Source organism: Flavobacterium sp. (assembly GCF_043779715.1).
In the GTDB taxonomy this organism is placed as follows: domain Bacteria; phylum Bacteroidota; class Bacteroidia; order Flavobacteriales; family Flavobacteriaceae; genus Flavobacterium.
Map to the genome: position 1 here is coordinate 14,454 of NZ_JAYWDT010000266.1, position 13,320 is coordinate 27,773.

A 13,320-nucleotide genomic window follows, 5' to 3' on the forward strand; every position below is an offset into this window, starting at 1 on the left:
AAAGACCATGAAAAGAAGAGATTTTATTCAGAAAACTGCAGCAAGTGCAACATTATTAACATTTGGGGGATTATCATTAAGTAGTTTTACCACTAATAATGTAAAAAAAATTACAGTTTTACATACAAACGACGTTCACAGTCATATAGATCCTTTTCCTGCTAACGATCCTAAAAATCCAAATATGGGTGGTGTGGCTCGTCGTGCAGCAATTGTTGAACAAATAAGAAGAGAAGAAGAAAATGTGTTATTACTAGATGCTGGAGATATTTTTCAAGGAACACCCTATTTTAATTATTATGGTGGAGAACTCGAGTTTAAACTAATGAGCATGATGAGATACGACTTAGCAACTATAGGAAATCATGATTTCGATAACGGCATAGAAGGTTTACTCGCACAAATGCCTCATGCAGAATTCGATTTTGTTTCGGCAAATTATGATTTCAAAAATACCGTTCTTGACACTTTTGTAAAACCTTATAAAATCTTCAAGAAAGCGGGTCTGAAAATAGGTGTTTTCGGGCTTGGAATCGAATTGCAAGGCCTTGTTGATGCTAAACTATATAAAGAAACCAAGTACAATAATCCTATTGAAGTAGCGCAGGATATGTCACGTATTCTAAAAGAAAATGAAAAGTGCGACATTGTAATTTGTCTTTCGCATTTAGGTTTTAACTATAAAAACGATCCAGAAAAAGCTTCAGATATTAATCTAGCTAGAAAAACTAAAAATATCGATTTGATAATTGGCGGACACACCCATACTTTTTTAGACAAGCCCGTTATCGAAAAAAACCTAGAAGACAAAGAAGTATTGATAAACCAAGTGGGGTGCTACGGAATAAACTTGGGTCGAATTGATTTTTATTTAGATAGTGAAAAGAATGTTGCTGCAGCTGGTGGGAAGAAAATTATTGTTTAGTTTTCTCTGATAAAATTATAAATTTATAAAGCGAAAATTACGCAATAGCATAAAATATTATAGCAATAGGCTGAAAAATAAACACGCTTATATAATACATTTTTGTGTTATTATAAACTGAATTAAGGTAAATAACACTGAGCTTATTAGCAACCAAAAATTCGTTTTATTCTTATTTACAATGTAGTTTCCTAGCGAAAAACCACCTAAAAAACTCATAAATATAATTTGCATTATATATATTTACAATCCTTTTCCTAGCTCATCAATCGTTAGACAGGTAACATATAAGAAAATAATTGCAAACGGAATACTTCCCAAAAAAACTGGCAAATAATTTTTTACCCTAAAAAAATTTATCACAAGATGAATTATTAATATCCTGTAAAACATAAAGAAAAGCGAACCTAATAGTATCAAGCCAAAATCTTTTGCTATAAAAAATATGTTTGCCATTAAGGCAAAAATTAAGGCAAGGACAAAATAATTATTTTTCTTTATTGACGATTTCCAATATATTGTAATTAGAATCGGGCAAAGTAAGGGTTTTAGAAGGTAAATAAAATTAGTAAACAAGAAAATCCTGCCATAACTTCTGCCAAAGTAACAACAAAGAAAAGCAAAATGAGAACATTTACTTCGTTTGTACTTTCAATATTTGAGGCTTTATTTTTTATTTTTATAAAATACTTCTTACTTCTCAGGATTACAAGTTATATACCTTACCATATAATAATAAGACGCAAATTGAACTGTTACATTTAAAACTATAAAAATTTCTAAGTTTAAATAAAAATTATATACAGCATAAAAAACATCGGTAGTAATAAAACAAATACACATAATTAATGCATAAAATGTCTTATTGCTTTCTTGATTCAAATGATTGAAACCAATGATTGAGGCCAAAATACATAATACAATTCCATAAATAACATATAAGTTATTAGAAAAATTATCTAACCCTGACATCAAACCCAATACAACATATAAGATAGTAAAACATCCTATTACGATTAATGCAAAATAAAAAAACTTTATATCAGATAGGTTTTTTAGGAATATATCCTTGATTGCAAAATATATAAATATCAAATAACAGAACATATTTAATAATGCAATTGGAATATTACCATCTGGTAATTCGAACAAAACAAGCATATCTGAAGTGAAACTACTTAACAATATTACTAAAAAAAGCCAATTTATCTTCCCTTCTTTTACTTGAAGATAGTAATAAAAAACTGCAGGTACAATCATGGGTTTCATCAAAAGCGTTATAAGTTCATTTCTTATAACGATTCCAATAACCTCAAAAATACTTGCAAATAAATACAAAAAAAGTGATGGATTATTCGTTTTCATCTCTTAATAAAAAATAATTTACTAAAAAGTAAAAGGACACAATATTACAAAAAATACTCACATATCTAAAAAAAATAAAATCATAATAGTAGTAATAAATCACATAAAACAAATCGCAAATTATAAAACAAAAAGTTGCCATCATCAGATATAAAATTTCTTTACTACTTTTTAGAACATACAAAACTGTACTTAAAAAGCCTAATATTAACAATATTGAACCATAAACAATAAGGTATAAATACAAAACTGATTTCGAATCAAATACTAAAAACAAACATACATAAAGTAAGCAAGACAAGAAAAACAACATTAAAGTTATGTAGGTTAAGCTGACATTATCTAGTAATTTCAATTTTATTTCAAATAAACTTCTAATCACAAAACCCAAAAGAATACAGTAAACTACTAAGTTTATTAGGATTACATATTGAAGAGTAAGCTCATCTTCAAAAAGATTAAAAATACCACTTACAAAAAGTAATATTAGAACTGCTGAAAACCAAAAGTTAACTTTGCCACGACTTTCTTGCAGATAATAAAAAAATATTGAAGTAGATATAACAGGTTTTGACACTAAAGTTAAATACTCATCATCAATAATTATTGATAGGAAAAATAAAAATCCTGAAATTACATACAACAATAGTGGCGGTTTTATCGCTTTCATTTTATAAACTTACAAAATTATTCTTTAAGGATTTTTTTATAATCTTTCTTATATAGTCAATAAAGCCATAAAATCATCTTCACTAATTATCGAAATTTTCAATTGATTTGCTTTTTCCAGCTTTGCAGGTCCCATATTATCACCAGCGATTACATAATTTGTCTTTGCCGATATTGAACTTCCAACTTTTCCGCCATTATCTTCAATCGCTTTTTTTAAATCATCACGTGAGAATTTTTCAAAAACTCCTGACACAACAAATATTTGACCTGAAAGCTTGTCAGATATTACAGTACTATTACTTTCAGAAATTTCTAACTGAACACCGCTCGTTTTTAATCTTTCTACGATAATTCTATTTTCTTGATTATCAAAGAATTCAACAACACTTTGCGCGATTTTATCTCCAATTTCATCAACCATAACCAATTGGAGCAAATTAGCATTAGCAATAGCATCAATATTCTTGTAATGTTTGGCTAATTTTTTAGCAACCGTTTCTCCAACATATCGGATACCAAGTGCAAACAAAACATTTTCGAAAGGAATATTTTTAGACTTCTGAACACCTTGCACTAAGTTTTCTGCTGATTTTTGTGCCATTCTTTCTAATGGCAAAATTTGTTCTACTGATAAATCATACAAATCGGCATAATCTTTTACCAATCCATTATTGTACAATAGAGCGACCGTTTCTCCTCCCAACCCTTCAATATCCATAGATTTTCGGGAAATGTAATGCTGAATTCGACCTATAATTTGTGGTGGACAACCATAAAAATTAGGACAATAATGATTGGCTTCTCCCTCTTTTCTTTCCAACTCGGTTTGACATTCTGGGCAATGCGTTAAATAAATCGTTTTTTCAGAATTTGAAGGTCTTTTTTCTAAATCGACACCAATAATTTTAGGAATAATCTCGCCGCCTTTTTCTACAAAAACGGTGTCATTTATTCTAATATCTAATTTTTCTATCTGGTCTGCATTATGCAAAGAAGCTCGTTTTACAATTGTCCCAGCCAACTGAACAGGTTCAAGATTTGCCACTGGCGTGATAGATCCTGTTCTTCCTACTTGATATGAAATTGAATTTAATTTTGTAAAAACTTGTTCCGATTTAAACTTATATGCTATAGCCCAACGTGGTGATTTTGCTGTATATCCCAACTCATCTTGCAAATGCAAATCGTTTACTTTTACCACTACTCCATCGGTTTCATAAGGTAAAGTATGTCGATTTTTATCCCAAAAATTTATAAAATCGAAGACTTCATTCATATTTTTAGCCAAATGACTTTGTTTTGGAACTTTGAAACCCCAAAGCCTAGCTTTTTCTAATCCATCGAAATGAGATTGAAATGGCAAATTATTTCCGATTAATGAATATAACAAACAATCTAAAGGACGTTTGGCAACTTCGGCACTATCTTGTAATTTTAAACTTCCCGAAGCAGTATTTCTTGGGTTTGAATAAGGTGTTTCTCCAATTTCTATTAACTCTTGATTCATTTTTTCGAAACCAGCAAAAGGCAAGATTACTTCTCCACGAATATCAAATTTATCAGGAAAATCTCCTTTCAGTTTTATAGGAACTGCTTTTATTGTTTTGATATTATTGGTCACATCATCACCCTGAAAACCATCGCCACGAGTTACAGCACGAACTAACCTTCCGTTTTCGTAAGTGATAGAAATTGAAGCTCCGTCATATTTTAGCTCGCAAATATATTTTAATGGAACATCGCCCAATACTTTTTGAATTCGGGTTTCCCAATCTAACAAATCTTCTTTTGAATAGGAATTATCTAACGAATACATTCTGTAATCGTGTTTTATGGTTTCGAAATTTTTGGTAATTGTTCCACCAACTCGTTGTGTTGGAGAATTTTCATCGAAATATTCTGGGTGTTTTGCTTCTAAACCTTGAAGTTCAGACAGTTTTACATCAAAATCATAATCTGAAATCGTGGGATTATCTAAAACGTAATAATTATAATTGTGAAGATTAAGTTCCTCACGTAATGATTGTATTTTTTGTAAAACGTCCATAAATGACAAAATTGGCTATTCTAGTTTATGAGCACTAAAATAACCAATTTTATTGAATTTAAATCCTAAAATCAGGAATTCATTATACTATTTATTTGTTTAAATAACTGCCCTTCACTCAAGAAAGCGCCTTGTTGTATCAATTCGAAAAGTGACGTATTTCTTTCTTCGTTAAATTCTTTTTTACCTACTTTCATTTCGATATTGTCTGTAAACATGTTGTCGCTTAACCATTGCAAACCTTCTTTAGTCAGGAAATTTGTTTCTGGCACGACCGATTTTAATACTATCGATTGCACATGAGTATCAAAACAATGAAAAAGGAAAATATAATTTTTAGAAAAATGTTCTAAATATTCAGCTCTAGTTAAAACTCCTTCCCAGATTAAATCTGAAAAAATATCTAATTCTTGTTCGGCTACTTCTGGTTTTTCGAGTTTAATTTTGTCCCATTCACCTTTGTCGATAGATTGAGTTGAATGAAAAGTTATAAATTCTGGATGCAATTCTTCAAATTGCTCTTTGGTTAGTCTGTCGTATTTCATTTTAAACTTCTTAGATTTGTTAGATTTCTTAGATTTCAAAAAAAAGATAAAAAAAAAGCCTTCTTTTGCAAGAAGGCTTTTAATATTTGCAAGAAATTATGCTTGTTCAGCAACAATTTCGTAAGCTAAATCTACAATTACATCACGGTGCAAACGAACTGAAGCATTGTATTTTCCTGTTCTTTTTACGATACCTGAAGTAATAAATTTTCTGTCTATAGTTTGACCTCCTTTAGCTAAAGCTTCAGCGATATCAATGTTAGTGATAGAACCAAAAAGTTTCTCACCACCTGCTTTTGCAGAAATTTTGATTTCGATAGCTTTTAGAGCTTCTGCTAATGTGTTTGCATCTGCAACTACTTTAGCTTCTTTGTGAGCTCTTTGCTTTAAATTTTCAGCTAATACTTTTTTCGCAGAAGAAGTTGCCATGTGAGCAAATCCTTGAGGAATTAAAAAGTTACGACCGTAACCTGCTTTTACAGATACGATATCGTCTTTAAAGCCAACATTTTGTACGTCTTGTTTTAATATAAGTTCCATGTTGATGTCCTTGTTAGAGAAGTTAGGTTTTCATTGTAGAAAAACCAACAACTTTGAGTTTTTAAATTATTTTAATAAATCGGCAACGTATGGCATAAATGCTAAGTGACGTGCTCTTTTTACAGCAACTGAAACTTTACGTTGATATTTTAATGAAGTTCCTGTAAGACGACGTGGTAAAATTTTACCTTGCTCGTTTACGAATTTCAATAAGAAATCTGCATCTTTATAATCGATATATTTGATTCCAGATTTTTTGAAACGACAATACTTTTTAGTTTTGTTCGTATCTATGTTTAAAGGCGTTAAATATCTAATATCTCCGTCTTTTTTTCCTGAAGCTGATTGTTGTAATGTTGACATAATAATTACGCTTTAGTTGCTTTTAATTTTGCTCTTCTTCTCTCAGCCCATGATATTGCATGTTTGTCTAAACTTACAGTTAAGAAACGCATAACACGTTCGTCACGTCTAAATTCAGTTTCAAAACCAATTAACACTTCTCCTGGAACTGTAAATTCGAATAAATGGTAAAAACCACTTTTCTTGTTTTGAATTTCGTAAGCCATCTTTTTCAAGCCCCAATCCTCTTTGGATACCATTGTAGCTCCTTTTGAAGTTAAATAATCTTCAAATTTGCTTACTGTTTCCTTTACCTGGGTTTCAGATAAAACGGGATTCAAGATGAAAACAGTTTCATAATGATTCATAATATAAAATTTTATTTGTTAAAAATATGGGTGCAAAAGTAGTGTTTAAATTTTAATACACAAGCTAAATGCATAAATAATCGACGAAAGTAAATATTTCTCCGAAAAAAGTTTGGTAGTTAAATAAAAAAAAGTATATTTATATTACAAATTTATTAAAATGGTGTTATGAAATTGAACTGTATTGTCGTAGATGACAGCTCTATTCAAAGAATTTTGGTTACAAAACTAGTAGAATCTCATCCTAACTTAACTTTAGTAGGCGATTTTTCCAATGCTGTTGAAACTAAAAATTGTTTGACTACGAAACCTGTCGACTTATTGTTTTTAGATATAGAAATGCCCGTAATAAGTGGTTTTAACTTATTAGACGGACTAAAAGAAAAGCCACAAACTATATTTGTTACTTCAAAAGCTGAATATGCTGTCAAAGCATTCGATTATGATGCAACGGATTATTTGCAAAAACCAATAACAAAAGAACGCTTCAATGCTGCTGTAAAACGCGCATTAGATATGCACCAACTTCGAAGAGATAGTCTTGAGGAAGAAGGTGAGCATATTTTTATAAAAAGCAACTTAAAGAAACTTAAAATTTATACCGCAAAAATAAAATGGATTGAAGCTTACGGAGATTATGTAAAAATTGTTACCGAAGATGATAGCCACCTAGTTTTATCGACTATGAAATCGTTTGAACAAGATTTGTCTAAAGAAAAATTTATCCGTGTTCACAAATCTTTTATTATTAATATTGATAAAATTGAGAAATTCAATAGTAAATTTGCCGAAATTGGAATTACTAAAATTCCATTAAGCCGAAACAAAAAAGAAGATTTAGCGAAAGCTTTAGATTTTTAATAAAAATCAACATTTACAGTTACTTTGATGGCTCTAAATTGCGACACAGACTCGAAACTATTCAGAATTTTTTGAATAGTTTTTTTTGTGCTTCCCAATGATTTTTCTTGGGGAACTTTAATCAAAATTGTTCTTATATATTCGTTTCTAATTCGGTTTATGGCTGGTTCTTCTGGTCCAAGTATAGGAATGTCAAACTGCTGTTTCAAAACCTGATACAACCACATAGAACCTTCTTTTAGCTTGTCGAAATCTTTTTGTTTTAATATCAATTTAATCAACTTAAAATATGGCGGATAATTGTATATTTTTCGCTCGTATAATTGCTCGTTAAACATCGAAAAATAATCATTTTGCACCACTTGCTGAATCGTATTGTGATTTGTGTTATAAGTCTGAATAATCACTTTCCCTTTCTTGTCAGACCTTCCTGCCCTACCTGCTACTTGCGTCATCATCTGGAAACTACGCTCGAAAGCTCGGAAATCTGGAAAATACAACATAGAATCAGCGTTAAGGATTCCTACGAGCGATACATTATCAAAATCTAATCCTTTGGCAAGCATTTGTGTTCCAACCAGAATATCTACTTCTCGGTTTTTGAAACTATCAATCAACTTCTCGAAAGCATATTTACCTCGAGTGGTATCTTGATCCATTCGTTTGATATTTTTTGTCGGAAAAATTGAAGCCAATTCTAATTCAATTTGTTCCGTTCCAAAACCTTTCGAAGTCAAATCGATACTTGAACAAGCGTGACAATTAGTTGGTTTGGCAATACTGTAACCACAATAATGACAACGCAGCTGATTTTTGAATTTATGATACGTTAAACTCACATCACATTGCGGACATTGCGGCACGTGACCACAAGTCATACACTCGATAACTGGCGAATAACCACGACGATTTTGAAATAAAATAATTTGTTCTCCGTTTGACAAAGCTTCGGAGATGGAATCGATTAAATTTTGACTGAAATGTCCCGTCATTTTTTTGCGGAAATAACTATCTTTCAAATCAACCAATTCTATTTCTGGTAAAACAGCATTTCCAAAACGTTCGTGTAATTCGACCAATCCATATTTACTATTTTGAGTATTAAAATAAGTTTCGATACTTGGCGTAGCGGAACCTAACAACACTTTCGCTTTATGAAAATTTGCCAAAACAATCGCAGCGTCACGAGCATGATAGCGTGGTGCAGGATCGGTTTGTTTGAATGTTTGTTCGTGTTCTTCATCGATAATAATGAATCCCAAATCTAGAAAAGGCAAGAACATTGCCGAACGAGCTCCAATAACAATTTGAGCTTTCTCGGACGAGTTTAAAACCTGATTCCAGACCTCAACACGCTCGTTATTACTATATTTTGAATGAAAAACGGCTACTTTATTTCCAAAATGCTTGGTTAATCTAGAAACCAATTGTGTGGTAAGCGCAATTTCTGGCAACAAGTACAAACATTGTTTTTTTTGTTCTAAAAAGCTTTCAATTAGCTTGATATAGACTTCAGTTTTCCCTGAAGCGGTGATTCCGTGAAGCAAGCAGACATCTTTTGAAGCGAAAATTGTTTGAATTTCCGACAAAGCTTTATTTTGTGGATCGCTTAATACAATCTGGCTTTCATTTACATCATCAAACGAAACTCGGTCTTCTTGAATATAATATTCTTCGAAAATTTTTTTATCGATTAATGCTTTTACAGTTGCTGATGTTGCTCCTGAAAATTCGGTCAATTCTTTAACAGAAATGGGCTTTTTTATAGAAGCTTGTAATTGAAAATAACTTAATAATATCTCTTTTTGTTTTTGTGCATTTTTTAGAACCAATAATAATTTCTCGAGTTTTTCATTAGAATTAAACTCAGAAAACAAGCGAATATAACGAACCAATTTGGGTTTGTATTCTTCGACCATTTCTTCCTGAAGTGTAATGATATTTTTTGCTAAAAGCTGTTGGATTATTGGAAAAACTTTCTTTTTGTTTAAAACCGAAGTAACCTCACTAATCTTGAGAGAACTTTGCTGATTTAAGGCTTCTACCAATAAATATTCTTCGTCCGAAAGTTCGTTTTCATTAACCGAAAAATCTTTTTTGGCAGAAATAATTGTTTCACTTTCTAATTGTAATGCCGATGGCAAAGCACATCTAAAAACTTCGCCCAGCGTACACATATAATAAGAGGCAATCCATTGCCAATGTTGTAATTGTATTTTAGTTACAATAGGTTTGTCATCTATAATTTGATGAATTTCCTTGGCTTCATATAAAGTTGGCGCATAATGATGCAACTCCGAAACCAAGCCTGTATAAAATTTACTTTTGCCAAAAGGAACCGCCACACGCATACCAATTTTTAGGTATTCGAATTCTGCTTCCGAAACACTGTAAGTAAAGGTTTGCGGAAGTGAAAGTGGTAAAATAACTTGTATGAAATGTTGCATTTTTATTTTACTCTAACCCAAGTTTGCGAACGACCAATTAAGGCAAATCCCATATAACCGCGAACATCCAACTTGTCTTTCCCTGAGAGTTTAAGAATACATTTGTATAAATTACCTGTTTCAGGATCTAGGATTTTTCCGCCATTGTATTCGGTATCATCTTTTGTAAGCCCTTTTATAATTACAAGTCCTAAAACGGGTTTGTTTTTATCTATTCCTTCACATTTTTCACACTTTCTATTGCGCTTGGTAGCATCAAAAATTTCGATAACTTTTCCGTACAATTTTCCGTTGTTTTCATACACCTCAACAATAGATTTTGCTTCTCCTGTTTTATCATCAATCGTTTTCCATTTTCCTAAAACGGTTTGTGAATGCATTTGGAAACATGCAAAAAATAAAAATAAAAATGTTATTTTTCTCATCATCATAAGTGTGGATTTTTAGTTGGGTGGTGTTTAAGCTTGTATATTGATGCGTCTAATTCGAAACCTAATAATAGTACCATACAGTTTATCCAAAGGTAAAACATTACGATTAGTAATGTTCCTATCGAGCCGTATAATTCATTATATTTTGAAAATTTTACTACCCAAATACCGAAAAAATAAGATGACAAAATGATTAAAACGGTGGTAAAAACAACGCCTATTGTTATAAAAGCTCGTTTTTTTGTTTGTCTGATTCCGAATCTAAAGAGTATTCCGATTGATGTTAATATCATAATAATTATAAAGGAATATCGACCAAATTCTATGAGCGAAATTTTGTCGGAAATTCGGCTAGAAAGAACATCTTGAATAATGGTTCTCTGTATAAAGACCTCGAAAATAATAATGATAGCAACTGTTATCAATAAGATAAATGTAAGTAGCATAGATATAAATAGTGCTACGAAATATTGTCTAAAATAAGCTCGCTTTTCTACAATGTGTTGCGAAGTTTCGAAACCACTCATGACGGCATTCACACCATTTGTCATCAGAAAAACGGACAAAACAACTCCCGTAGATAATAATCCTGAATGACTGTTGTGAAGAATATCGTTTATAATAACATCGATCGCATCGAAAGTGGTAGGTGGCACATTTTCTCTTACAAATCCTAAAAAATCTTTTTGAAAACCAGCAATTGGAATATACGGAATAAGGTTTAAAATAAATAACATAAAAGGAAACAGTGCCATAAAAAAGCTCCACGCTATAGCTGCCGCTCTATAACTTAAAGCACCTTGAATAATTCCAGAAATATAAAAATGAAGCAAATCGTACAAAGATATTCCTTGCAACCATGGCAATTTTATATTTTGCAAAATGACAATAAATTGCTTGATTACAGGGGTTTTTTTCAATATTTCTTCTGTCGTTTGACTCATACTCAGATTGCAGATTAAATGGCTTTCAAACTTAAATCCATATTATAAACAGAATGTGTTAAGGCACCAGACGAAATAAAGTTTACACCACAATTCGCATATTCACGAATGGTTTTTTCATTGATATTACCTGATGATTCTGTTAAACATTTGTCTCCAATTAATTTGACAGCTGTTTTTGTATCTTCAAAATTAAAGTTATCTATCAATATGCGATAAACGCCTTCGGATTGTAGGATTTCTTTAATTTCTGTTAAATTTCTGGCTTCGACAATGATTTTCAAATCCAGATTATTGTCTGTAAGATATTGTTTTGTTTTGGCAATAGCCAAAGTGATTCCGCCAGCAAAATCATTGTGATTGTCCTTGAGCATAATCATATCGTACAAAGCAAAACGGTGATTCTCGCCTCCTCCAATTTTTACTGCCCATTTTTCGGCAGCACGAAAACATGGCGTTGTTTTGCGAGTATCTAGAACTTTAGTATTTGTCCCTTCAAGTAATTGTACATATTTGTTAGTTTTTGTGGCAATCGCACTCATTCTTTGCATCGAATTAAGCACTAATCTTTCTGCTTTTAGAATAGATTGAGAACTTCCAGATACATGAAAAACAACATCGCCATATTTTACTTGGCTTCCGTCTTGTATAAAGGTTTCAATAACTAAATTTGAATCTACGTGGTTAAAAATCATTTTTGCAAATTCGACACCCGCTATAATACCACTATCCTTTACCAATAACTTGGCTTTCCCGGTTGCCGAAGCAGGAATACAAGCCAATGAACTATAATCACCAGAACCTATATCTTCTCGAATCCCGTTTGTAATAATTAATTCTAGTTCTTGGTTAAACTGTGCTTCTGAAATCATATTTAATAAATTATAAGGCTAAAATAGGGAAAAATGTGGATTTGGTTATTTGTTTATTCGGTTATTTGGGAAAATTTTTAACCTTTGTAATTCAGAATTTATAAAAAATGAATATCAAACTCATTGCCATTGGCAAAACCGATAATAAAAACCTCCAATCATTAATTGACGATTATACAAAGCGTTTGTCTTTTTATATCAAATTCGATTTGGATATTATTGCCGACATTAAAAACGTAAAAAACTTATCTGAAAGTCAGCAAAAGGAAAAAGAAGGCGAACTTATTTTGTCTAAAATCACACCAACAGATCAACTCATTTTATTAGACGAAAACGGAAAAACCTTTTCGAGCGTAGCTTTTTCGGAAGAATTACAAAAAAAAATGAATTCTGGAATTAAGACTTTAGTATTCGTGATTGGTGGTCCCTATGGTTTTAGCGAGGAAGTCTACAAGAAAGCTTTTGGTAAAATTTCGCTTTCGCCGATGACATTTTCACACCAAATGGTTCGGTTGTTTTTTATCGAACAATTATATCGTGGTTTTACTATCTTGCGTAACGAACCGTATCACCATCAATAAATGCTTTCAATATTAATTCCTACTTATAATTACAATACTTTTTCATTGGTTGAAGAACTAAAGAATCAAGCGATAGCGACTGGAATTACATTTGAAATTATTGTTTTTGATGATGGCTCCACAGATGAAATTTCTTTAAAAGAAAACTCCAACATAAATACTTTAGATAATTGTTCTTTCAAAATTTCAAACAAAAATATTGGAAGAAGCGCCATTAGAAATTTACTAGCAAAGACTGCAAAATTTGAAAATTTACTTTTTTTAGATTCAGATACGCTTCCAACCCACATAAATTTTATATCAGAATATATTACACATATAAACGATGATGAAAAGATAATTTATGGTGGAATTTTATATCAAGAAGATAAACCAAATGA

General features: G+C 31.3%; 16 protein-coding genes. 4 read left to right on the top strand and 12 right to left on the bottom strand.

The window, feature by feature from the left end:
• The first annotated feature begins 7 nt into the window (after window positions 1–7).
• A complete protein-coding gene (locus ACH2BG_RS12815) occupies window positions 8–925 on the top strand; it encodes a bifunctional metallophosphatase/5'-nucleotidase (RefSeq protein WP_395048086.1) in 918 nt (305 codons plus the stop codon).
• A 243-nt stretch (window positions 926–1,168) separates the two neighbouring features.
• On the opposite strand, the gene ACH2BG_RS12820 is transcribed toward ACH2BG_RS12815, so the two are convergent.
• From ACH2BG_RS12820 to rpsF, 8 genes are all read right to left on the bottom strand, one after another.
• Entirely contained in the window at window positions 1,169–1,381 is a 213-nt protein-coding gene (locus tag ACH2BG_RS12820; RefSeq protein WP_395048087.1) for a hypothetical protein, read from the bottom strand.
• Window positions 1,382–1,618: 237 nt separating this feature from the next.
• Complete coding sequence (locus tag ACH2BG_RS12825; RefSeq protein WP_395048088.1) at window positions 1,619–2,290, bottom strand: hypothetical protein; 672 nt, start codon at window positions 2,288–2,290, stop codon at window positions 1,619–1,621.
• Complete coding sequence (locus ACH2BG_RS12830; RefSeq protein ID WP_395048089.1) at window positions 2,277–2,960, bottom strand: hypothetical protein; 684 nt, start codon at window positions 2,958–2,960, stop codon at window positions 2,277–2,279. The genes ACH2BG_RS12825 and ACH2BG_RS12830 overlap by 14 nt, the downstream gene beginning before the upstream one ends.
• Window positions 2,961–3,008: 48 nt before the next feature.
• Window positions 3,009–5,009, bottom strand: a complete 2,001-nt coding sequence (ligA, locus tag ACH2BG_RS12835; protein ID WP_395048090.1) for an NAD-dependent DNA ligase LigA — start codon at window positions 5,007–5,009, stop codon at window positions 3,009–3,011.
• A 71-nt stretch (window positions 5,010–5,080) separates the two neighbouring features.
• Window positions 5,081–5,554, bottom strand: a complete 474-nt coding sequence (locus tag ACH2BG_RS12840; RefSeq protein ID WP_395048091.1) for a DUF6495 family protein — start codon at window positions 5,552–5,554, stop codon at window positions 5,081–5,083.
• Between the two features lie 96 nt (window positions 5,555–5,650).
• Window positions 5,651–6,094, bottom strand: a complete 444-nt coding sequence (rplI, locus tag ACH2BG_RS12845) for a 50S ribosomal protein L9 (RefSeq protein ID WP_395048092.1) — start codon at window positions 6,092–6,094, stop codon at window positions 5,651–5,653.
• A gap of 66 nt (window positions 6,095–6,160) precedes the next feature.
• A complete protein-coding gene (rpsR, locus tag ACH2BG_RS12850) occupies window positions 6,161–6,457 on the bottom strand; it encodes a 30S ribosomal protein S18 (protein ID WP_011963955.1) in 297 nt (98 codons plus the stop codon).
• Between the two features lie 5 nt (window positions 6,458–6,462).
• The gene (rpsF, locus tag ACH2BG_RS12855) at window positions 6,463–6,804 is read right to left on the bottom strand and encodes a 30S ribosomal protein S6 (protein ID WP_011963956.1); all 342 of its coding nucleotides are present in this window, start codon (window positions 6,802–6,804) and stop codon (window positions 6,463–6,465) included.
• Between the two features lie 168 nt (window positions 6,805–6,972).
• On the opposite strand from rpsF, the gene ACH2BG_RS12860 reads away from it, so the two are divergent.
• Window positions 6,973–7,665 carry a LytR/AlgR family response regulator transcription factor gene (locus ACH2BG_RS12860; protein ID WP_395048093.1) on the top strand — a complete coding sequence of 231 codons (693 nt, stop codon included), beginning with the start codon at window positions 6,973–6,975 and terminating at the stop codon, window positions 7,663–7,665.
• Here the strand turns inward: ACH2BG_RS12860 and priA are convergent.
• Genes priA through nadC form a run of 4 tightly spaced genes read right to left on the bottom strand, consistent with a single transcriptional unit; the run spans window position 7,662 to window position 12,359 of the window.
• The gene (gene priA / locus ACH2BG_RS12865) at window positions 7,662–10,112 is read right to left on the bottom strand and encodes a primosomal protein N' (RefSeq protein WP_395048094.1); all 2,451 of its coding nucleotides are present in this window, start codon (window positions 10,110–10,112) and stop codon (window positions 7,662–7,664) included. The genes ACH2BG_RS12860 and priA overlap by 4 nt on opposite strands.
• Before the next feature lie 2 nt (window positions 10,113–10,114).
• Window positions 10,115–10,492 carry a DUF2147 domain-containing protein gene (locus ACH2BG_RS12870; protein ID WP_395048095.1) on the bottom strand — a complete coding sequence of 126 codons (378 nt, stop codon included), beginning with the start codon at window positions 10,490–10,492 and terminating at the stop codon, window positions 10,115–10,117.
• A gap of 47 nt (window positions 10,493–10,539) precedes the next feature.
• Window positions 10,540–11,487, bottom strand: coding sequence for a YihY/virulence factor BrkB family protein (locus ACH2BG_RS12875; protein ID WP_395048096.1), 948 nt, complete (start codon window positions 11,485–11,487; stop codon window positions 10,540–10,542).
• A gap of 14 nt (window positions 11,488–11,501) precedes the next feature.
• Window positions 11,502–12,359, bottom strand: a complete 858-nt coding sequence (nadC, locus tag ACH2BG_RS12880) for a carboxylating nicotinate-nucleotide diphosphorylase (RefSeq protein ID WP_395048097.1) — start codon at window positions 12,357–12,359, stop codon at window positions 11,502–11,504.
• 107 nt (window positions 12,360–12,466) lie between these two features.
• Here nadC and rlmH point away from each other — a divergent pair, with 107 nt between their 5' ends.
• Together rlmH and ACH2BG_RS12890 are read left to right on the top strand one after the other, a co-directional pair.
• Window positions 12,467–12,940: a 23S rRNA (pseudouridine(1915)-N(3))-methyltransferase RlmH gene (rlmH, locus tag ACH2BG_RS12885; protein WP_395048098.1), complete on the top strand. Its 474-nt coding sequence runs from the start codon at window positions 12,467–12,469 to the stop codon at window positions 12,938–12,940.
• Window positions 12,941–13,320, top strand: a 380-nt coding sequence (locus ACH2BG_RS12890; protein ID WP_395048099.1) for a glycosyltransferase family 2 protein, incomplete at its 3' end; no start/stop codon positions are given.

Bases quoted from the DNA above. Each gene is read 5' to 3' on its own strand.
- ACH2BG_RS12815 (WP_395048086.1), top strand. From the start codon at position 8: ATGAAAAGAAGAGATTTTATTCAGAAAACTGCAGCAAGTGCAACATTA.
- ACH2BG_RS12820 (WP_395048087.1), bottom strand. From the start codon at position 1,381: ATGGCAAACATATTTTTTATAGCAAAAGATTTTGGCTTGATACTATTA.
- ACH2BG_RS12825 (WP_395048088.1), bottom strand. From the start codon at position 2,290: ATGAAAACGAATAATCCATCACTTTTTTTGTATTTATTTGCAAGTATT.
- ACH2BG_RS12830 (WP_395048089.1), bottom strand. From the start codon at position 2,960: ATGAAAGCGATAAAACCGCCACTATTGTTGTATGTAATTTCAGGATTT.
- ligA (WP_395048090.1), bottom strand. From the start codon at position 5,009: ATGGACGTTTTACAAAAAATACAATCATTACGTGAGGAACTTAATCTT.
- ACH2BG_RS12840 (WP_395048091.1), bottom strand. From the start codon at position 5,554: ATGAAATACGACAGACTAACCAAAGAGCAATTTGAAGAATTGCATCCA.
- rplI (WP_395048092.1), bottom strand. From the start codon at position 6,094: ATGGAACTTATATTAAAACAAGACGTACAAAATGTTGGCTTTAAAGAC.
- rpsR (WP_011963955.1), bottom strand. From the start codon at position 6,457: ATGTCAACATTACAACAATCAGCTTCAGGAAAAAAAGACGGAGATATT.
- rpsF (WP_011963956.1), bottom strand. From the start codon at position 6,804: ATGAATCATTATGAAACTGTTTTCATCTTGAATCCCGTTTTATCTGAA.
- ACH2BG_RS12860 (WP_395048093.1), top strand. From the start codon at position 6,973: ATGAAATTGAACTGTATTGTCGTAGATGACAGCTCTATTCAAAGAATT.
- priA (WP_395048094.1), bottom strand. From the start codon at position 10,112: ATGCAACATTTCATACAAGTTATTTTACCACTTTCACTTCCGCAAACC.
- ACH2BG_RS12870 (WP_395048095.1), bottom strand. From the start codon at position 10,492: ATGCATTCACAAACCGTTTTAGGAAAATGGAAAACGATTGATGATAAA.
- ACH2BG_RS12875 (WP_395048096.1), bottom strand. From the start codon at position 11,487: ATGAGTCAAACGACAGAAGAAATATTGAAAAAAACCCCTGTAATCAAG.
- nadC (WP_395048097.1), bottom strand. From the start codon at position 12,359: ATGATTTCAGAAGCACAGTTTAACCAAGAACTAGAATTAATTATTACA.
- rlmH (WP_395048098.1), top strand. From the start codon at position 12,467: ATGAATATCAAACTCATTGCCATTGGCAAAACCGATAATAAAAACCTC.